Below are 18,942 nucleotides of genomic sequence, written 5' to 3' on the forward strand. Positions count from 1 at the left end.
TCGTCGAGCTCGTGAGCCGCAGCTGTCCGATCTGCCGGAGCATGGAGCCCGTGGTCGCCGAGGCAGAGCGCGGCTGCCCGGGCGCCCACGTGAGGCGCCGCCTCGTCGAGGAGCCCGAGGGCGCCGCGCTCGCGCGCCGTCACGCGGTCCGCGGGGTCCCCACGTTCCTCGTGCTCGACGGCGCCGGGAGGGAGCTGCGCCGGCTCGTGGGTGCTCAGCCGGTCGACGCGCTGACGGACGCGCTCCAGCTCGCGACGGGACGCATCTGCGACGCGCGGCCGGTCAAGGGCCGGGAGCCGGCGCGCGGGGGGTGAGCGCGGCGGGAGGCCGCGCGCCGGTCGCCGCGGCCTGGCGCGGGGCGGGGGGCTCCCCTCCCATCCGCGCATCCCCGGTGGCGACGTCCCCGGGCGCGTAGCGGGTGAGCAGCGCGACGACGTGGCCGATCGAGAACGGGATCTCCGCGCGGACGAGCACGTGGGCGGGATCGTCGGTCAGCCAGAGGGAGATGTCGCCCCGCGGCGACCCGGGTCCGCCGGTCGGCGCGGTCACGCTCACGCGCACGCAGCGGAACTTCCCCCCGGGCACCGCGACCTCCTCGCGCTCCCGCACCTCGGCGACGAGCGTGAACTGGCGGGAGCCGGAGAGGACCGGGAGCGCGTGGCGCTCGCCGGGCGCGAGCGGCTGGAGGCGGAGCCACAGGAACGCGCTCGACAGCTCGTGGGCGCCCGCTGCGACCGGGAACCGCTTCTCGGAGCGACGGCCCTTCCGCTCCCGGACGAACGTCGCCTCGCCGCGGCCGCGGTCGAAGCGCGAGCGATCCACGTGCAGGTCCCCCGCCTCGAACGCGCGCAGCTCGGAGCCGCGCGGCAGGCGCGCCCGCGCGTCCCAGTACGAGACGAGGTGCTCGCGCAGGTCCAGGAGGCCGGCGATGCCTCGGGTCCGCGCCTCGAAGAACACCGGCCAGATGACCCCCTCCGGCCGTCCGACGGCGATGCGCGCCTCGCCCGCCACGAAGCTCAGGAAGCGGACCTCGAGCAGCGTCTCCTCGCCCGGGGCGAACGTCGCCGCGCGCGGCGATCCGAACGCCGCGATCATCGCGAGCACGGCTGCGATGCGCGCCACCGCGACCTCCTCCCGGACGTCGCGTGCGTGGCGGCAACATCGCGGCGCGACCGGGCGCGAACTTACGCCACCCGGCGCTCGCGCCCGAGGCCCCGCTCAAGTCGCCCGGAAGACCGCGCTTCGCCCGCCCTCCGGGCCGGGGGCGGGCGAGCGGACGGACGCTACATCGCCGCGACGAGCGGCGCGGCGGCGGTCGTCTCGGGCTGGGCGGCCGGGGCGGCCGGCTTCATCTCGACCTTCTCGCCGCTCGCCAGCATCTGGAGCGAGATCGAGAGGAGGCCGGAGATGATCTCCGCGGCGCCGGCCACGTGGACCTTGCGGTAGATGCGCTTGCGGCGCGCCCGGATCGTCTCCGGCGACACGTTCGCGGCCGCCGCCGAGTCCTTGCACGCGAAGCCCTGGGCGATCCTCAGCACCTCGGAGCGCTCGGCCGGGGTCAGGCTCTTCCCGTCCATGTACTTCGCCGCGATGGGGGTGAGCGTATCGATCTCGATGTGAGGCATCTGCGCGCTCCTTCGTGGGTTCGTGTGGTGGGGTCTCGCCGCTTTCACCCGCGCCTCCGCGGGCTGCCCGGTCGTTTGTTCCCCAACCCCTCGCCACGTTAGTCACGCCCCTCCCGGTTGCCACCCCCTCCGTGATCTTTTTTTCGATGCGGCTCCTCACCGCAGGCGGGCGGTACCCCGCCCCCTCATCTTTCCGGCCGCCCGAGCGGAGGTTATCTCCTCTGGGTTTCGAGTGACCCGGCGCGGCGACCCGGCCGCAGGGGAGCTAGGGATCCCACTGCAGAGGGCGGCGGATGGCCGGGAGCAGCGCAGGGGGCTGGCGTCGGGTGGGAGGGGTCGCGATCGCGGTCGCGATCTCGGCGGTCGCCGTGGCCGGCTGCGGCCGCGGCTCGAAGGAGCGCGCGGCGGCGGCGCCCCGCCCGCCGGTGCCGGTCCGGGTGGCGGAGGCGCGGCAGGAGGACGTCCCGAAGGAGCTCGCGGCGGTCGGCTCGGTCCAGCCCTTCGTCACGGTCTCCATCCGGCCGCTCGTGACGGGCGAGATCGTCGGCGTGTTCTTCGGCGAGGGCGACGAGGTCCGCGAGGGGCAGCGCCTGTTCCAGATCGATCCGCGCCCGTACGAGGCCGCGCTCGCCCAGGCGCGCGCGGCGGTGGTCCGTGCGCGCGACCAGGCCGCGAACGCCCGCGCCGACGCGCGGCGCTACGCGGAGCTCGTGAAGCGCGAGTACGTGACGCGGCAGCAGTACGAGGCCGCGCTCGCGAACGCGTCGTCGATGCAGGCCGACGTGGCCGGCCTCGAGGCGGCGGTGCGGAAGGCCGAGCTCGACCTCGTCCACTGCCGCATCGACGCGCCGAGCGCCGGCCGGACCGGCGCGGTGCTCGTGCAGCGCGGCAACGTCGTGCAGGCGAACCAGCAGAACCCGCTCGTCGTCATCACCCAGCTGCGCCCCATCTACGTCTCGTTCACGGTGCCGGAGCAGCACGTGGACGCGCTGCGCGCGGGGGTGGGCCGCCTGCGGGTGATCGCGCGCCGCGCGGACAAGCAGGAGCAGGGGACGCTCTCGTTCGTGAACAACACGGTCGATCCCGCGGCCGGGACGATCCTCGCCAAGGCGACCTTCGAGAACGCGGGCGAGGCGCTCTGGCCGGGGCAGTTCGTGGACGCGCGGGTCGTGCTGGGCGTGCAGCGGGGCGCGGTCGTGGCGCCCGCCGCGGCGATCGTCTCCGGGCAGGCCGGGCCGTACGTCTACGTGGTGGGGCCGGACGACACGGTCGAGCAGCGCCCGGTCGTGGTGGCGCAGGCGACCGCGCGCGAGGTCGTGGTCTCGAGCGGGCTCCGCCCCGGCGAGCGGGTGGTGATCGACGGGCAGCTCGGGCTCGTGCCGAAGGCGCGCGTGGCGGTGAAGGCCGCGCAGGCGGGCGGCGAGGCCGGGGCGCGGACGCAGGCGAGGACGCCGTGAACGTCTCCGGCCCCTTCATCCGCCGGCCGGTCATGACCTCGCTCGTCATGGTCGGCATCCTCGCCTTCGGCGCAGCGGCCTACCGGCTCCTGCCGGTGAGCGATCTGCCGAACGTGGACTTCCCGACGATCCAGGTGACCGCGAACCTCCCCGGCGCGAGCCCGGAGACGATGGCGGCCTCCGTCGCGACCCCGCTCGAGCGGCAGTTCTCCACGATCGCCGGCCTCGCGGCCATGAACTCGGCGTCCTACCTCGGCGCGACGCAGGTGACGCTCCAGTTCGACCTCTCCCGCGATCTCGACGCCGCCGCGCAGGACGTCCAGGCCGCGATCGCCGCGGCGGGCCGGCAGCTCCCGCCCGACCTGCCGACGCCGCCGACGTACCAGAAGGTGAACCCGGCGGACATGCCCATCCTCTACCTCGCGCTCACCTCCCCGACGCTGCCGCTCTCGCAGCTCGACGAGTACGGCGAGACCCTCATGGCGCAGCGGATCTCCAGCGTGTCCGGGGTCGCGCAGGTGCTCGTGTTCGGCTCGCAGAAGTACGCGGTGCGCATCCAGCTCGATCCGCTGCAGCTCACGAGCCGCGGCCTCGGGATCGACGAGGTGTCGGCGGCCGTGTCGGCCGCGAACGTGAACCTGCCGACCGGCACGCTGCAGGGGCCGCACCGCGCCACCACGGTGCAGGCGACCGGCCAGCTCACGGACGCCGCCCAGTACGGGCCGGTGGTGGTGGCCTGGCGGAACGGCTCGCCGGTGCGGCTCAGCGAGGTGGGCCGGGCGCTGGACAGCGTCGAGAACGACAAGACCGCGGCGTGGTACGCGACGCGCGCGGGGATGGACCGCACCATCGTGCTCGCCATCCAGCGCCAGCCCGGCACGAACACCGTCGCGGTCTCCGCCGGCGTGAAGGCGCTCCTCCCGCAGATGCGCAAGCAGCTGCCCGCCTCCGTCTCGGCGGAGGTCCTCTTCGACCGCTCCGTGCCCATCCAGGCGTCGGTGCGGGACGTGAAGTTCACGCTCCTCCTCACGCTCGTCCTCGTGGTGGGCGTCATCTTCCTCTTCCTGCGCAACGTGCGGGCGACCCTCATCCCGAGCCTCGCGCTGCCGATGTCGCTCGTGGGGACGTTCGCGGTGATGTGGCTCCTCGGCTACAGCCTCGACAACCTCTCGCTCATGGCGCTCACGCTGTCGGTCGGGTTCGTGGTGGACGACGCGATCGTCATGCTCGAGAACGTGGTGCGCCACGTCGAGCTGGGAGAGCCGCCGCGCGAGGCGGCGCTCCGCGGGGCGCAGGAGATCGGCTTCACCATCGTCTCCATGACCATCTCGCTCGCCGCCGTGTTCATCCCGGTGCTGTTCATGGGCGGGATCGTGGGGCGGCTGTTCCACGAGTTCGCGGTCACCATCGGCGCCGCGATCCTCGTCTCCGGCTTCGTGTCGCTGTCGCTCACGCCGATGCTGTGCGCGCGCCTCCTCTCCGAGCACGCGGAGCGGCCGCCGGGCCGCTTCTACCGGGTCACGGAGCGCGGCTTCGAGGCGCTCCTCGGCGGGTACCTGCGCGGCCTCTCCTGGTCGCTCTCGCACCGGCGCACCATCCTCGTCGTCACGGCGCTCGCGCTCGCCGCGATGGTGCCGCTCTTCGCGGCCGTCCCGAAGGGCTTCCTCCCGAGCGAGGACACCGGCCAGATCTTCGCCTACACCGAGGCGGCGCAGGGGGTGAGCTGGGAGGCGATGGCGGCGCACCAGCAGGAGGTGGCGGCGATCGCGGCGCAGGACCCGGCGGTGGAGGCGGTCATGTCGAGCGCGGGCGCGCGCGGGGCCACCGCCGCGAACACCGGCGTGATGTTCATGCGCCTGCGGCCGCGGGGCGAGCGGGACGGCGTCGACCGCGTCATCGAGCGGCTCCGCCCCCGCCTCGCGCAGGTCCCCGGGATGCGCGCGTTCGTGCAGAACCCGCCCCCCATCCGCATCGGCGGGCAGCTCACGAAGAGCCAGTACCAGCTCACCCTCCAGGACCCCGACACGGCCGAGCTCTACCGCGTCGCGCCGGAGCTCGAGGCGCGCCTGCGCGGCCTCGCGGGCCTGCGCGACGTGACGAGCGATCTCCAGCTCTCGAACCCCCAGGTCACCGTGAACATCGACCGGGACCGGGCGGCGGCGGTCGGGGTCTCGCCCCGCATCGTGGAGGACGCGCTCTACACCGCGTATGGCTCCCGCCAGATCTCGACCATCTACACCGCGACGAACGAGTACCAGGTCATCATGGAGGTCGCGCCGCGCTACCAGACGGATCAGGCCGCGCTCTCGACGCTGCGCGTCCGCGCGCCCTCCGGCCAGCTCGTGCCGCTCGACTCGCTCGCGCGCCTCGAGAGCGGCGTCGGGCCGCTCTCGGTCTCGCACGCCGGGCAGATCCCCTCGGTCACCATCTCGTTCAACCTCGACCCGGGCACGTCGCTCGGCGCCGCCGTGGGCGACGTGGAGGGGATCGCGCGCCAGGTGCTCCCCGCCAGCGTGTCCACGCGGTTCCAGGGGATCGCCGACGCGTTCCAGTCGTCGCTCTCCGGCCTCGGCTGGCTGCTCCTCCTCGCCGTGGTCGTCATCTACCTCGTGCTCGGGATCCTCTACGAGAGCTACGTCCACCCGATCACCATCCTGACCGCGCTGCCGTTCGCCGGCTTCGGGGCGCTCCTCACGCTGCTCGTGTTCCGGACCGAGCTCTCCATCTACGCGTTCGTCGGCGTCATCATGCTCGTGGGGCTCGTGAAGAAGAACGGCATCATGATGATCGACTTCGCCATCGAGGAGCGGAAGCGCGGGCGCAGCGCGCACGACGCGATCTTCGACGCGTGCCGCATCCGCTTCCGCCCGATCATGATGACGACCCTCGCCGCGCTCATGGGCACGCTCCCCATCGCGCTCGGGCTCGGCGCGGGCGCCGAGTCGCGGCGGCCGCTCGGGCTCGCGGTGGTCGGCGGGCTCGTCTTCTCGCAGGCGCTCACGCTGTTCGTGACGCCGGTGTTCTACACGTACCTCGAGACGTTCTCGGACTGGTTCGCACGGCGGCGCCACCACCGGCTCGAGCTGGTGCGGAACGGGCGCCGGCCCGCCCGGGCGTGACGACCCGCCGGCGACGGTCCGGGCGGACGACCGCCCGCCGGTGCGCGGCGAAGCGCGGCGCGGCGTCGCGGGAGCCCTGAAGGACCGGGACCGGCGCCGCGGCGCGGGGCGTACGCTTCGCGGGAAGGCGGTGCTGGGCGATCGGTGCCGCAGGCCGACTCCCCGCGCATCCGCCCACGCATCCGCACGCTCCACCGGTGCGCCGTACTCGCGCCGGGGGCGCGCCCGAGGCGGAGCATGATCTTCGACGATCGGTCGCAGGCGGGACGGCTGCTCGCGGCGGCGCTGGAAGGATACCGGGGCGAGCGTCCGGTGGTGCTGGGGCTCACGCGCGGAGGCGTGCCGGTCGCCTACGAGGTGGCGCGCGCGCTCGGCGCGCCGCTCGACGTGCTCGTCGCGCGCAAGCTCGGCGCGCCGGGGGATCCCGAGTACGCGGTGGGCGCGATCGCCGAGGGCGGCGCGGTGTACGTCAGCCGGGACGCGGTCCGCGAGACGGGGCTCTCCGAGGAGGAGGTGGCGGTCCTGGCCGAGCGCGAGGCGGCGGAGCTCCAGCGCCGCGTGCGGGCCTACCGCGGCAGCCGGGAGGCCCCGGACGTCGCCGCACGGACGGTGATCCTCGTCGACGACGGGGTCGCGACCGGCGCGACGGCGCGGGCCGCGGCGCGCGCGGCCCGGCGCTGGGGCGCGGCGCGGGTGGCGCTCGCCGCTCCGGTCATCGCGGCGCAGACCGCGGCGGAGCTGCGCCCGGACCTCGACGACGTCGTCGCGCTCGAGCGCCCGCGCGACTTCCGCGCGGTGGGCGCGTGGTACCGGCGCTTCGCGCAGGTCGGCGACGCGGAGGTGCTCTCCTGCGTCGAGCGCGCCCGCCGCGAGGCGGGGGACGAGGAGCTCTGGGGCGGCGACTGGAACGCTCCGGGCGGCGAGGAGGAGCGCGCGTCCGAGGCGGCGCCGGAGGTGGAGGAACGCTACCACGCCATCCCGTTCGACGGGTCGCGGCGCGGCCCGGGCGCGCTCGAGGCGGCGCTCGCGGTGCCGATGCAGGCCGCGGGGCTCGTCGCGTTCGTCCACGGGAGCGGCGCGTCGCGGCGGAGCCCGCGCGACCGCCACGTGGCGCGGGCGCTCCAGCGCGCCGGGCTCGCCACCCTGCTCTTCGATCTCCTCACTCCGGAGGAGAGCGCCGAGGACCAGCGCTCCGGGGAGCTCCGCTTCGACCTCGAGCTCCTCGCCGGGCGGGCGGTCGCGGCGGTGCGCTGGGCCGCCGCCCACCCCGACACGCGCGCGCTCCGGCTCGGACTCTTCGGCGCGGGCACCGGCGCCGCGGTGGCGCTCCTCGCCGCGGCGGCCGAGCCCGAGCGCGTCGCGGCCGTCGTCTCACGCGGCGGGCGCCCCGACCTCGTGGACCCGGCGACGCTCCGGCGCATCGCCGCGCCGGTGCTCCTCGTCGTCGGCAAGCGAGACGGCGGGATCCTCGCGCGGAGCTCCGAGGCCCTGCCGTTCCTGCGCCAGGGCGCCCTGGAGATCGTGCCCGGCGCGTCGCACCTGTTCGACGAGGCGGGCGCGCTCGACGCGGTGGCGCGCCAGGCGGCGCGCTTCTTCACGCTCCACCTCGGCCGCGCGCAGGCGTCCGGCGCGCCGCCGCCGCGCTGAGCGTCAGCTCGTCGCGAGCAGCTCCGCGAGCGGCCGCTCCTCGCGCAGCCGCCGGATCGCCTCGGCCAGGAGCGGCGCGAGCGGCACGACCTCCGTCGCGAGCCCGGGCAGCGCGGGGACCGGGAGGGCGTCGGTGACGACGAGGCGCGCGAGGGAGAGGGCCGCGAGCCGCTCCGCCGCGCCGGGCACGAGGAGCGGATGCGTCGCCGCGACGACGACCTCGGGGCGGCAGCCCGCCTCGAGGAGCGTCCGCACCGCCGCCTCGATCGTCGCGCCGGTGCTGATCATGTCGTCGACGACGATGGGCGCCCGCCCGGCCACCTCGCCGGAGACGCCGCGGACCGCGACCTCGCGCGCCGAGAGCCGCGCCTTGTGCACGCACGCGGAGGGCAGCCCGAGGAGGCGGCCGAACGCCTCGGCGCGCTTCGCGGCGCCCAGGTCCGGGGCGACGACCACCGCGTCCCGGGGCGCGACGCGGGCGATGGCCTCGGCGAGCGCCGGGATCGCGGTGAGGTGATCGAGCGGCACCGAGAAGAAGCCCTCCGCGGCGGCGCCGTGAACGTCCACCGCGAGCACCCGGTCGGCGCGCGCGGAGAGGAGGTCCGCCGCGAGCCGGATCCCGAGCGGCTCGCCGTCGGCGCGGCGGCGATCCTGCCGCGCCCAGGCGAGGTACGGCACCACGGCGGTGATGCGCGCCGCGCCCGCGCGCCGGCAGGCGTCGGCGAGGAACAGGAGCTCCAGCAGGTGCGCGTCGGGCGGCGGCGCGAGCGGCTGGACCAGGTACACGTCGGCGCCGCGGACGGGCTCCTTCACCGTGACGTGGAGCTCGCCGTCGGGGAAGCGCTCGAGCGTCCGCGCCGCGGGCGTGAGCCCGAGCGCGTCCGCGAGCGCCGCGGTGAGGGCGGGGTGGATGCTCCCGCCGACCAGGATCGGCTTCATCGGTCGCTCCAGCGGCACGCGCCCACGCACGGAGAGGGGCCGCTGTGGAGGCGGCCCCCCGTGCCCAGGGACATGACCTCGTGCGCGCGAGCCGTGACCGTGCGCCGGACGCGCGCCCGGTCTTCACGGTCAGGAGCGGGAACGTCCCGCGGTGCCTCCGGCCTCACGAGAGGACCGTCGCGAGGATCCGCGCGTTCCCCGGGCAGTTCCAGGATACGCCTCCGGCCGGCGGCGGGATCGGCGTCCCGTGGGCTCGCCCCTCCGCGGTGCCCCGCCCGCGCGGTGCGCGCTCCGGCGGGGGCCGTCATCCGGCCTTGGCGGGCGGCGGGTGCTGGGTCGCGGCGAGCTGGCGCAGGCGCAGGCCGCGCGCCAGGTCGAAGGACGAGACGACGCCCACGAGCCTCCCGTCGTCCGCGACCGCGAGGTGGTCGTTGCCGCGCGGCTGGAGCTCCGCGATGACGTCGACCACGCGGTCGCCCGGCGCGACGACGCGCGCCGGCTCCATGGCCGCGCTCACCTGGGTAGTCCGGCGCTCCTCGACCGGCAGCTTCTCCACCGCCTCGAGCCGCACGAACCCCGCGGCGCGCCCCCCCTCGATCACCGGCAGCGCGACCCGCCGCTCGCGCAGCATCCGCTCACCCACCGCGAACACCGTCTCGTCGGACGTGACCGCGCTCGGCGAGGGCGTCATGATCTCCCTCACCCGCAGGTCCCCGAGCATCGCGCGCACGAGCACGTCGTGCTCCTCCGCGTGCGCCCCCGCCCACACGAAGAACGCCACGAGGATGAGGAGCGGGTTCCCCGCCGCGAAGCCGAGCGCCGCGAAGAAGGCGGCGAAGGCCTTGCCCACGTTGGCGGCGATCCGCGTGGCCTCCGCCGCGCTGCGCCGCCGCGCCAGCACGGCGCGGAGGACGCGGCCGCCGTCCATGGGGAACGCGGGCAGGAGGTTGAACACGCCGAGCGCGACGTTGACGCGCGCGAGCGCCTCGAGCGCGAACGCGGCCGGCTGGGCGCCGGCGCGGAGCGCCGCCGCGGAGAGCCCGGCGGCGAGGAGGGCGAGGGCGAGGCTCGCCGCCGGTCCGGCGACGGCGACGCGCGCCTCGGCGCGCATGTCGGCGAGCGGCTCGGCCACCTCGGTGACGCCGCCGATGACCATGAGCGTGATCGCTCGCACCTTCCCGCCGCGGCGCACGAGGACGAAGCAGTGCGCGAGCTCGTGCAGGAGCACCGAGACGAACAGGCCCGCGGCGAGCGCGAGGCCCCAGGCCCAGCGCGGCCCGGGGAGCCGCTCCGGCGGGACGCCCGCGAGGCCCGCGAGCTCCGGCACGGCGCGCGCGAACATCCACGCGAGGAACGGCAGCGCGAGGAGCAGCGTCACGTCGAGCCGGATGCGGATGCCGCCCACCCGGCCGATCTCGAGCCCCGTCCTCGCCATCTCCGCTCGCTCCGCCGCGCCGTACGTACGCGCCCGGCGAGGAGATCTTCGCGCCCGGCCCGCCTCCGCGCCCCGGTCCGCAGGGGCCTCACGGCACGCGCGCGAGCGCCAGGTCGCCGCGGGAGCGGGCATCTCCCCGCCAGCCCGCTCGCGCGTCCCGCGCCACCGTCGCGCGCGGGGCCGTGGGCGTCAGCCGAGCTCCCGGCGCAGCCGCGCTGCGTCTGCGTCGCTCGCCCCGGCGAGGCGGATGCGCTCCCCCGAGGCGGCGCCGACGCCGATCTCCGCCGCTCGCCGCATCATGGGCAGATCCCAGATCGAGCCGCGGCCGATCCGGTCGTTCGCCCCGGCGATGCGGAGGAACGCGAGGCCCACGGCGTCGAGCGCGAGCGGGTCCGTGCTCGCCGCGATGACGTCGGGCCTGCAGCGGTCGCCCTGGTCGGGCCCGCCGTCCGCGAAGCCCGCGCGGCCGTCGAGGAGGACGAGCGAGGGACGTGCGACGAGCGAGATCTCGGCGAGCCGGGCGCGCAGGCCCGACCCGAGGTGCATCCGGACGCGGGCCGCGCCGTCCACGATCCCGACCGCGTTCTTCATGGCCATGGTGAAGTCGCCCCGCGAGTGCGTCCGCGGCGTGCAGAGCCCGATGATGTGGTCGGCGGCCAGCACCGGGCGGTAGATGCGGAGCGTCCGGTCCGGCCAGTTCACCGCGAGCGGGTGGCGAACCCAGGCGACGTCCGCGTCCTCGAGCGCGAGGCAGGGGATCTCGAGCGAGCGCGCCGCGTCCAGGATGCCGGTGCGCTCGAACGCGGCCCGGGTCGAGTGCAGGAACATGGTGCGGTCCGCGACGAACGGCGCGCCGCCGGCCTCGAGCACGAGCCGGGCGACGATCTGGAGGACCTCGGGATCCGTCGTCGCGGGGTAGGCGTTCCCGCTGTTCACGGCGGGCTTCAGCAGGACGGAGTCCCCGGGGCGGATGAACCCGAGGCCCCCGGCGAGCCGGACGGCCTCCTCCACCGCGGCGCGAAGGCTCGGCGAGGCGGACGGACGCACCACGGCCACGGTGCTCTTCGCGGGCGGGCTCGGCGAGTCCGGCAGCGCGTGCGATCGCGCGCCCGCGGGCGTCGAGCGCGCGCCCCCGGAGGTGGCGTAGAGGGCGGCCGCGGACGCCGCGCCGAGCGCGCCCGCGAGGAAGCTGCGCCGGCCGAGCCGGCGATGGAAGGGCCGGTCCATCTAGTGCGCGTGCGTGAGCATCCCGAGGACGATCCAGAGCGCCATCGCGAACCCGAGGACGCCCACCGCGAGCCGCGCCCGCGCGCGCCACGCGTGCGCCGTGGCGCCGCCGCCCGGCGCGAGCCCGGCGATCCCGTCCCAGAGGAGCACGGCGGAGGCGATCCCGATGAACAGGACGAGCGCCAGCGCGAGCAGCCGGGTGACGAAGGACGGGGTCACGATCTCATTCTTGCGCTCCGCGGCGGCCGGCGCGGCCCTTCGCGCGGGGCGTCTCGGCCGGAGCCGGGGCGGCGTGGGACCGGGCGTGCGGGCGGTCGGCATGACCCCGCGGGGACCCCACGAGAACGCGCGACGGGGCGCGAGGATCGTGAGGTGATCTCCGGGACGCACGGCCTCGCCGGAGGCTCGCATGCTCGTCCGGGCGCTCCTCTCGATCCTCACGTTGCTCCTCGCCGCGGGGGCCCGGGAGGGCGCGTGCGCCGGCCCGGCGCGTCCCGCGGCGTCCCCGGAGGCGGCGCGGGCGCGGATGGTGGACGACCAGCTCGCGGGGCGCGGCATCCGCGACGCGCGGGTGCTCGCGGCCATGCGCGAGGTGCCGCGCGAGCGCTTCGTGGCGCCGGAGTGGCGCGCGTACGCGTACGAGGACGAGCCGCTCCCCATCGGGCGCGGGCAGACCGTGAGCCAGCCCTACGTGGTCGCGCTCATGGCGCAGGCGCTCGCGCTCCGCGGCGGGGAGCGCGTCCTCGAGGTCGGCTCGGGCTCGGGCTACGCGGCCGCGGTGCTGTCCCGCGCCGCGGCGGAGGTGTACGGGATCGAGCTCGAGCCGGAGCTGCACGCGCGCAGCGTCGAGACGCTCCGGCAGCTCGGCTACGCGAACGTGCACCTCCGCGCCGGGGATGGCTTCCAGGGCTGGCCGGAGGCGGCGCCCTTCGACGCGATCGTCGTGAGCTGCGCCGTGGAGCGGCTCCCCCCGCCGCTCCTCGCCCAGCTCGCGGAGGGGGGGAGGATCGTCTATCCCGCAGGGCCGGCGGGCGGAGTCCAGACGCTGGTGGTCGTGAAGAAGCTGCCGGGCGGGCTGCTCGAGGAGCGCCTCGCGCCCGTGCAGTTCGTCCCGATGCGGCGTGGCCGCTGACGGACGCCTGCTTCACGGACAGAGCGGCGGCGGGTGCGCTCCGCCCGGGGCCGTCCGGCTCGCCCGCGAGCAGATCCCGCCGTCGCGCAGGTCGGCGCAGGAGCGGGCGCAGATGCAGCGGCTCTCGTCGAGGCCGAGCGCGGGCGAGGTGTAGGAGACGACGCAGCCCGAGGCGTGGCCCTCGCCGTCCCCGCAGGCGAAGAGGGTCGCGTCGAGCCCGGGGCAGCACGCATCGAGGCGGGCGACCGCCTCCAGGCAGGCGAGCTCGCCCTCACCACCGACGCCGCACTGGCCGCCCGCCAGCGCGATCGCCGCGGCGCCCACGGCCGCTCGCGCGGCGAGCCGCATGGCATCCTCCCGCCGTCACGCGCGCCACGCCGGCGCGGGCGACATCTCGACGCCGTCCACCCGCGTCCCGCAGGCCGGGCAGCAGCCGTTCTCGACCCGGTTCCGGAGCACGTGGAACCCGTAGCGCTCCACGAGGAGCGCGCCGCACAGGTGGCAGCGCGTGGTCTCTCCATCCGAGCCGGGGACGTTCCCCTCGTAGACGTGGCGGAGCCCGGCGGCGCGGCCGATCCGCGCGGCGCGGTCGAGGGTGTCGACCGGCGTGAACGGCCGGTCGAGCATCTTGTACGCCGGGTAGAACTGGGACACGTGCCACGGCACCTCGGGGCCGACCGAGCGGACGAACTCCGCGATCTGGCGCAGCTCCGCGTCCGAGTCGTTCACGCCGGGGATGACGAGCGTCGTCACCTCCACCCAGACGCCGAGCGCGCGGTACAGGCGGATCGCCTCCAGGATCGGCTCGAGCCGGGCGCGGCTCACCCGGCGGTAGCTCTCGGGGTCGAAGAACTTCAGGTCCACGTTGGCCGCGTCGAGCACCGTCGCGATCTCGCGCAGCGGCGCCTCGGAGATGAAGCCGTTCGTCACGAACACGTTCCTGAGGCCGCGCGCCCGCGCCAGCACCGCGGTGTCGTGGGCGAGCTCGTAGAACACGGTGGGCTCCGTGTACGTGTACGCGATCGAGCGGCAGCCGCTGGCGAGGGCGCGCTCGACGATCTCCTCGGGTGAGATCTCCTCGCCCACCACGGCCTCCGCCGCGGCCGCGAGCTGCGGGCAGACGAGCTCGGTCGCCTCGCGGTTCCCGCGCGCGTCGATCGTGCGCGGGAGGTGCTCCTTCGGCCACTGCGACACCGTCCAGTTCTGGCAGAACGCGCAGCGCAGGTTGCAGCCGACCGTGGCGATGGAGTACGCGAGCGAGCCCGGGAGGAAGTGGAAGAGCGGCTTCTTCTCGATGGGATCGACGCCGCGCGACACCACCCGGTCGTAGACGAGGGTGTAGAGCGTGCCCCGCACGTTGAAGCGGACGCCGCACGCGCCGCGCCCGCCGGCGCGGATGTGGCAGTCGTGGGGGCAGAGGGTGCAGCGCACCTCGTCGTCCGGCCGCCGCTCGTAGAACCGCGCCTCGTGCAGCGCCGCCATGGAGAACCGTCCCGGCGCCCGCGCGCCGCTCCGCCCGCGTCGTCGGGCCGGAGCGCGGCGCCTCGCGCCGCACGCCACGCACCGAGTAGAGCACCGTCGGAGGAGCCGCTCCCCGCCCAGGGCGGGGTCGCCCGGGGTGGCGGCCTCGGCCGGGAGCGGCCGGAGCGCGCCGCGCCCGTCAGGCGGACTGGGACAGGAGGAAGCGCGCGAACGCCGAGTCGGTCCGCGTGAGGTGGTCCTTCAGCCAGCGCGAGAGATAGGTCCCGATCTTCATCGCCTCGAGCCCCGGACCGCCGCGTCGCTCGTGCTCGTCGGACATCCGCAGGATGTCCTTCACGAAGCGGTCGTGCTCCGCCTTGTGCTCGGCGTAGCCCTCGTAGCGGACGTCGCGCATCCAGGCCTCCTCCGCGCCGAAGTGCGTGACGCAGTACATGCGGAGGTAGGAGAGGAGGATCCCGATCTCCTGGCGATCCGCGGTGTCGAGGCTCGCCACGAACCGCTCGGCGCGCCGGAACAGCTCCTGGTGCTGCTCGTCGATCTCGACGATGCCCACGGCCAGGGACGGCGTCCACTTCAGCATGGTTCCTCCGCGCCGCCGCTCGGGCTCGTTGCGGCTCGAACGATTCGGGAACGGGGAGGATGTCACGAAAGCGGGGGGGCAGAGCTTGAGCGCGGTCAGATCTCCCCTGCCTCGGCCCGGCAGGGGAGGGCGGCAGGCGAGCGCTCGCGCCGGAGCCGATCGCGCCCTCGGACCGCTCCGCCCGCCGCTCAGCCATCGCGAGCACGCCCTTCCCCGTGGGCAACATTCACCTGAGGTGTACGACCGAGGTGAGCGGCCGCGAGCCCGATCGCGAGGAGGGAGCTCGGTCGCTGCCGTCGCGGCACCGGTTCCGGAGGGCCACCGTCGTCCCGGGCGTGGGTCCACCGGAGCGGCCGCCGTGGCCGCCGCTGCCCTCCGGCGGCAGGCCTTCGCATAGGTCCGGTGCGCCCCGGGCCCGCGCCCGCGCAAGGGCGATCCGCGTGCGGTCGCATGCTGCAACGGCGGGCGGGCGGCCCGCCATGCCGCGTATCATGCTGACATCATTGACTAAATCGTCGTGACTGGCGGTGGCCGGAGAGACGCCGGCCGAGCCGGCGCTGCGCTCGCGGGCCCCCGTTCCCCCCGGCAAACGAGCGCGATATCGCTCCCGACGCGACCCTGCCCCCGACGGCCCGGACGGAGAGGGTCCCGCCGGCCGAACGAAACTCCCCCGCGAGTACGCTCGACGCGGAGCGCGCGCTGGGTTAAACCTCGGCGGCCTCGTTTCGAGGCGCATCGACGCGGCAACTCAATGCCGCCGATTCAGAAGAAAAGAGTAAGAGTAATGGCGACCGGTACCGTGAAGTGGTTCAACGACGCGAAGGGCTTCGGGTTCATCACGCAGGACGGCGGTGGCGAGGACGTGTTCTGCCACCACACCGCGATCCAGGCGCAGGGGTTCCGCACCCTCGCCGAGGGTCAGAAGGTGGAGTTCGACGTTCAGCGCGGCCCGAAGGGCCTCCAGGCGGCGAACGTCCGCCCGCTGTAAGCCGCTTCACGTCTGAGATGAAAGCCCGGTTCCTCGCGAGAGGGGCCGGGCTTTCGTACGTCCGGGGCTCCCGAGGTCGGAGTCAGGCGACGAGCAGGAGAGCTCGAGCCTCGCGAGCTCCCGCGCACAGGTGATCGAAGGCGGCGCGGAGCGGCTCCCGGAGCGCCCGCGTCCGCGAGCTTGCGCAGCGGACGACGATCCATCGGAGTGCGCCCGTCTCGCTCCACTCCTCTCGCGGTCTCCGGAGAACCGCGCGTCGATCGCTGTCGGCGCCGGCGTGCGCAGGCACGGCCGGTGCGCACGGGCGGCTGGCCCCGGATCTCGTTGCGCCTCCAAGGGATGGGCGTCCTCGCCGGACCCGGGCCCGGCCGGGCACGAGGTCTCTTCCCGACGCACTTGGATTCCTCCCCCGACCGCGAGTAGGGTGTCGCCGTCTTCCGCAGGCGCCGCTTCGATCGGGCGGCAGGAGGAGGTCGCGTGGCTCACGTCGACGTCCGTGAGATGCCGGTGCTCCACGAGGAGTGCTGCAAGGGCTGCGGCAGATGTCGGGAGGCCTGCGCGCGCGCCTGCATCGCGCCCGGCACCGACATCAACGAGCTCTCCGGGCTCGTCCCCATCGTCCTGAGCCTCGACGCCTGCAACGGCTGCGGGCTGTGCGCCGAGGCGTGCCCCGAGCCGTACGGGCTCGAGATGGCGCTCCCGGGGGCGGCGCGCGAGCCCGCCGCCGTGGCGCCGCGCGCGCGCTTCGTCCCCCCGCCGGACGAGCCGGACGCGCGGGTGCCGCTGCCGCACTCGCCCCCGCTCGTCGTGAAGGGCACGCACGCGTCGGCCATCGGCGCGCTGCTCGCCGGCTGCCGCCACTTCTTCGGCTACCCGATCACGCCGTCCACCGAGGGCGCCGAGCTCATGGCGAAGCTCCTGCCCGCGCTGGGCGGCAGCTTCGTCCAGGCGCCGAGCGAGGTCGCGGCCGTCAACATGATGTACGGCGCGGCCGGCGCGGGGCGGCGGACGATGACGTTCACGTCCTCCCCCGGCTTCAGCCTGATGCTCGAGGGCGTCTCCTACCTCATCGGCGCCGAGCTCCCCGCCGTCTTCGTGAACGTGATGCGCGCCGGGCCCGGGCTCGGGAACATCGGGCCCGAGCAGTCGGACCTGAAGCTCGCCTGCCGCGGCCTCGGCCACGGGAGCACGCACGCCATCGTGCTCGCGCCGGCGACGCCGCAGGAGATGCTCGACTTCACGATGCTCGCCTTCGAGCTCGCCTTCCGCTACCGGAACCCGGTGGTGGTCGCGGCCGACGGGCACCTCGGCCAGATGACCGGCAAGGTGGAGCTGCCGCGCGCGCTCGTCCGGCCGGGGCTCCCGGGCTGGGCCGTGTCGGGCGACGGCCCGCACCGCGGGAACCTCCACTCCTCGATCCTGCTGCGCGAGGCGGACCAGGAGGCCCACAACCTCCACCTCTTCGACAAGTACGCGCGCATGACCGCCGCGGAGCAGCGCGTCGAGACCCTCCACTGCGAGGACGCCGAGACGCTCGTCGTCGCCTGCGGCACCCCGGCGCGCATGGCGTCGGGGGCGGTGGCCGCGCTCCGCGCCGAGGGCGTGCGGGTCGGGCTGTTCCGCCCGCAGACGGTCTGGCCGTTCCCGGTCGCCGCGCTCCTCCCGCTCGTCCGCCGGGCGCGCCGCATCGTCGTGGTCGAGGCGAGCGACGGGCAGCTCGAGGACGAGCTCCGGCTCGCGCTGAGCCACGCGGGCGTCGGCGGAGAGGTGCCCATCGAGCACGTGCGGCGGCACGGAGGCATCCTGCCGTCGCAGCTCGAGATCGCCGCGGGGGTACGGAAGTCCGCGGGAAGGCGGGTGACGGCGTGAGCGTCTTCTACGAGCGGTTCGAGCGGCACGATCACGCCGAGGGCATCAAGGGGCGCAGCACCCACTACTGCCCCGGCTGCGGCCACGGGCTCGTGCACCGCTACCTCGCCGAGGCCATCGAGGAGCTCGGGATCCAGGACCGGACCATCGCGGTGTCGCCGGTCGGCTGCAGCGTGTTCCTCTACTACTACCTGGACGTCGGCCACACGCAGGCGGCGCACGGCCGCGCGCCCGCGGTCGCGCTCGGCCACAAGCTCTCGAACCCGGACAGCGTGGTGGTGAGCTACCAGGGCGACGGCGACCTCGCCTCCATCGGCCTCACCGAGATCCTCCACGCCGCGCAGCTCGGCGTGCCCCTGTCGGTCGTGTTCGTGAACAACGCGATCTACGGCATGACCGGCGGTCAGACCGCGCCCACCACGCTCATGGGCCAGAAGACCACCACCTCGCCGCACGGGCGCGACCTCTCCATGGGCCTGCCGCTCAAGATGGCGGAGCTCATCGCCCAGCTCGACGGCCCGGTGTACGTGGAGCGGGTGGCGCTCTTCGACGCGAAGCAGCGGGTGCGCGCGGCGAAGGCGGTGAAGAAGGGCCTAGAGCTCCAGGCGGAGGGGAAGGGCTTCTCCTTCGTCGAGGTGCTCGCCGAGTGCCCGACGCACCTGCGCCTCTCCGCCGAGGAGGCGGAGCGCTGGGTGAAGGAGAAGATGGTCCCGGTCTTCCCGCTGGGCGTGAAGAAGGACGTCTCGGCGACCGCGAGCTTCGACGCGTGGCGCACGCCCACGTACGCGGCGGACGCGGTGCTCGAGGCGATCGACGCGCGGCAGGCGGAGGCGCCGCGCTACGCGCAGGGCTTCCCCGCCACGCCGTTCGGCGGCGACGAGCTCGGCCTCAAGTTCGCCGGCTCGGGGGGCGACGGCGCGCAGACGGCGGCGATGCTGATGGTCCACGCGGCCGTGAACGAGGGGCTCGACGCGACGCACATCCCGAGCTACGGCCCGGAGTCGCGCGGCGGCACCTCCTACGCCGACGTGCGGATCGCGCGCACGCAGGTGCTCTCCCCCGACGTGCCCTCGCCGCACGCGCTCGTCGCCTTCAACGCCCCGAGCCTCGCCAAGTTCGGGGCCACGGTCGCGCCCGGCGGGATCGCGCTCTACGACCGCTCCGTGATCCGCGAGCCGCACGCGCTCCCGCCCGGCGTCCGCGCGCTGGGCGTGCCCCTCTCCGAGATCGCGGCGGAGCTCGGCCAGCCGCTCGTGAAGAACGTGGTCGCCATCGGCGCGCTGCAGGGGGCCACCGGGCTCTTCCCCGCCGAGACCGTCCTCGCCGTCATCCGCCAGGCGCTGCAGAAGCGCCCTGCGCTCGTCGCGGTGAACGCCGAGGCGTTCGCCCGCGGCGCGCGCGCCGTCGAGCGGGGCTGGGGCAGCGCGGGCTGAGCGCGGCCG

General features: G+C 75.1%; 17 protein-coding genes. 8 read left to right on the top strand and 9 right to left on the bottom strand.

Translation table 11 applies throughout. The features are described from left to right. Positions 1-314 (top strand): thioredoxin family protein (locus MNZ29_RS19390; RefSeq protein ID WP_242356380.1); only part of this gene is annotated, 314 nt, incomplete at its 5' end. Here the strand turns inward: MNZ29_RS19390 and MNZ29_RS19395 are convergent. Together MNZ29_RS19395 and MNZ29_RS19400 are read right to left on the bottom strand one after the other, a co-directional pair. Continuing rightward, positions 283-1,122, bottom strand: coding sequence for a DUF3108 domain-containing protein (locus MNZ29_RS19395; protein WP_242340483.1), 840 nt, complete (start codon positions 1,120-1,122; stop codon positions 283-285). The genes MNZ29_RS19390 and MNZ29_RS19395 overlap by 32 nt on opposite strands. A gap of 161 nt (positions 1,123-1,283) precedes the next feature. Next, the gene (locus MNZ29_RS19400) at positions 1,284-1,625 is read right to left on the bottom strand and encodes a LuxR C-terminal-related transcriptional regulator (RefSeq protein WP_242340484.1); all 342 of its coding nucleotides are present in this window, start codon (positions 1,623-1,625) and stop codon (positions 1,284-1,286) included. Positions 1,626-1,918: 293 nt separating this feature from the next. Between MNZ29_RS19400 and MNZ29_RS19405 the strand changes: the two genes are divergently transcribed. The 3 genes from MNZ29_RS19405 to MNZ29_RS19415 all read left to right on the top strand — a co-directional run bounded on the left by MNZ29_RS19405 (position 1,919) and on the right by MNZ29_RS19415 (position 7,848). After that, complete coding sequence (locus tag MNZ29_RS19405) at positions 1,919-3,082, top strand: efflux RND transporter periplasmic adaptor subunit (RefSeq protein ID WP_242340485.1); 1,164 nt, start codon at positions 1,919-1,921, stop codon at positions 3,080-3,082. Continuing rightward, a complete protein-coding gene (locus MNZ29_RS19410) occupies positions 3,079-6,201 on the top strand; it encodes an efflux RND transporter permease subunit (protein ID WP_242340486.1) in 3,123 nt (1,040 codons plus the stop codon). Before MNZ29_RS19405 ends, MNZ29_RS19410 begins: the two co-directional genes overlap by 4 nt. A 237-nt stretch (positions 6,202-6,438) precedes the next feature. Next, positions 6,439-7,848 carry a phosphoribosyltransferase family protein gene (locus MNZ29_RS19415; protein ID WP_242340487.1) on the top strand — a complete coding sequence of 470 codons (1,410 nt, stop codon included), beginning with the start codon at positions 6,439-6,441 and terminating at the stop codon, positions 7,846-7,848. 3 nt (positions 7,849-7,851) lie between these two features. On the opposite strand, the gene MNZ29_RS19420 is transcribed toward MNZ29_RS19415, so the two are convergent. The 4 genes from MNZ29_RS19420 to MNZ29_RS19435 form a co-directional block, all read right to left on the bottom strand. Further along, positions 7,852-8,787: a ribose-phosphate pyrophosphokinase gene (locus MNZ29_RS19420; RefSeq protein ID WP_242340488.1), complete on the bottom strand. Its 936-nt coding sequence runs from the start codon at positions 8,785-8,787 to the stop codon at positions 7,852-7,854. A 304-nt stretch (positions 8,788-9,091) separates the two neighbouring features. Beyond that, entirely contained in the window at positions 9,092-10,222 is a 1,131-nt protein-coding gene (locus MNZ29_RS19425) for a site-2 protease family protein (RefSeq protein ID WP_242340489.1), read from the bottom strand. Between the two features lie 189 nt (positions 10,223-10,411). After that, on the bottom strand, positions 10,412-11,449 hold the full coding sequence (locus MNZ29_RS19430) for a DUF362 domain-containing protein (protein ID WP_242340490.1): 1,038 nt from the start codon (positions 11,447-11,449) through the stop codon (positions 10,412-10,414). Then, positions 11,450-11,668 (bottom strand): hypothetical protein, encoded by a 219-nt coding sequence (locus MNZ29_RS19435; RefSeq protein WP_242340491.1) that lies wholly within the window; start codon positions 11,666-11,668, stop codon positions 11,450-11,452. 307 nt (positions 11,669-11,975) lie between these two features. Here MNZ29_RS19435 and MNZ29_RS19440 point away from each other — a divergent pair, with 307 nt between their 5' ends. Then, positions 11,976-12,581 (top strand): protein-L-isoaspartate(D-aspartate) O-methyltransferase, encoded by a 606-nt coding sequence (locus tag MNZ29_RS19440; RefSeq protein ID WP_242340498.1) that lies wholly within the window; start codon positions 11,976-11,978, stop codon positions 12,579-12,581. A gap of 12 nt (positions 12,582-12,593) precedes the next feature. On the opposite strand, the gene MNZ29_RS19445 is transcribed toward MNZ29_RS19440, so the two are convergent. From MNZ29_RS19445 to MNZ29_RS19455, 3 genes are all read right to left on the bottom strand, one after another. Beyond that, positions 12,594-12,929 carry a hypothetical protein gene (locus MNZ29_RS19445; RefSeq protein ID WP_242340492.1) on the bottom strand — a complete coding sequence of 112 codons (336 nt, stop codon included), beginning with the start codon at positions 12,927-12,929 and terminating at the stop codon, positions 12,594-12,596. A 15-nt stretch (positions 12,930-12,944) separates the two neighbouring features. Then, a complete protein-coding gene (gene amrS / locus MNZ29_RS19450) occupies positions 12,945-14,063 on the bottom strand; it encodes an AmmeMemoRadiSam system radical SAM enzyme (protein ID WP_242356382.1) in 1,119 nt (372 codons plus the stop codon). Positions 14,064-14,241: 178 nt separating this feature from the next. Next, positions 14,242-14,643: a bacteriohemerythrin gene (locus MNZ29_RS19455; protein ID WP_242340494.1), complete on the bottom strand. Its 402-nt coding sequence runs from the start codon at positions 14,641-14,643 to the stop codon at positions 14,242-14,244. Between the two features lie 784 nt (positions 14,644-15,427). Here MNZ29_RS19455 and MNZ29_RS19460 point away from each other — a divergent pair. From MNZ29_RS19460 to MNZ29_RS25060, 3 genes are all read left to right on the top strand, one after another. Further along, positions 15,428-15,631, top strand: coding sequence for a cold-shock protein (locus MNZ29_RS19460; RefSeq protein WP_242340495.1), 204 nt, complete (start codon positions 15,428-15,430; stop codon positions 15,629-15,631). A gap of 477 nt (positions 15,632-16,108) precedes the next feature. Next, the gene (gene vorB, locus MNZ29_RS19465) at positions 16,109-17,500 is read left to right on the top strand and encodes a 3-methyl-2-oxobutanoate dehydrogenase subunit VorB (protein ID WP_242340496.1); all 1,392 of its coding nucleotides are present in this window, start codon (positions 16,109-16,111) and stop codon (positions 17,498-17,500) included. After that, entirely contained in the window at positions 17,497-18,933 is a 1,437-nt protein-coding gene (locus MNZ29_RS25060) for a 2-oxoacid:acceptor oxidoreductase family protein (RefSeq protein WP_242340497.1), read from the top strand. The genes vorB and MNZ29_RS25060 overlap by 4 nt, the downstream gene beginning before the upstream one ends. Positions 18,934-18,942: the final 9 nt, after the last annotated feature.

The sequence above is a fragment of the Anaeromyxobacter sp. SG64 genome (genome assembly GCF_022690745.1).
Classification (GTDB): Bacteria; Myxococcota; Myxococcia; order Myxococcales; family Anaeromyxobacteraceae; genus Anaeromyxobacter; species Anaeromyxobacter soli.

Bases quoted from the DNA above. Each gene is read 5' to 3' on its own strand.
- MNZ29_RS19430 (WP_242340490.1), bottom strand. From the start codon at position 11,449: ATGGACCGGCCCTTCCATCGCCGGCTCGGCCGGCGCAGCTTCCTCGCG.
- MNZ29_RS19440 (WP_242340498.1), top strand. From the start codon at position 11,976: ATGGTGGACGACCAGCTCGCGGGGCGCGGCATCCGCGACGCGCGGGTG.
- MNZ29_RS19415 (WP_242340487.1), top strand. From the start codon at position 6,439: ATGATCTTCGACGATCGGTCGCAGGCGGGACGGCTGCTCGCGGCGGCG.
- MNZ29_RS19445 (WP_242340492.1), bottom strand. From the start codon at position 12,929: ATGCGGCTCGCCGCGCGAGCGGCCGTGGGCGCCGCGGCGATCGCGCTG.
- MNZ29_RS19420 (WP_242340488.1), bottom strand. From the start codon at position 8,787: ATGAAGCCGATCCTGGTCGGCGGGAGCATCCACCCCGCCCTCACCGCG.
- MNZ29_RS19405 (WP_242340485.1), top strand. From the start codon at position 1,919: ATGGCCGGGAGCAGCGCAGGGGGCTGGCGTCGGGTGGGAGGGGTCGCG.
- MNZ29_RS19425 (WP_242340489.1), bottom strand. From the start codon at position 10,222: ATGGCGAGGACGGGGCTCGAGATCGGCCGGGTGGGCGGCATCCGCATC.
- MNZ29_RS19460 (WP_242340495.1), top strand. From the start codon at position 15,428: ATGGCGACCGGTACCGTGAAGTGGTTCAACGACGCGAAGGGCTTCGGG.
- amrS (WP_242356382.1), bottom strand. From the start codon at position 14,063: ATGGCGGCGCTGCACGAGGCGCGGTTCTACGAGCGGCGGCCGGACGAC.
- MNZ29_RS19455 (WP_242340494.1), bottom strand. From the start codon at position 14,643: ATGCTGAAGTGGACGCCGTCCCTGGCCGTGGGCATCGTCGAGATCGAC.
- MNZ29_RS19400 (WP_242340484.1), bottom strand. From the start codon at position 1,625: ATGCCTCACATCGAGATCGATACGCTCACCCCCATCGCGGCGAAGTAC.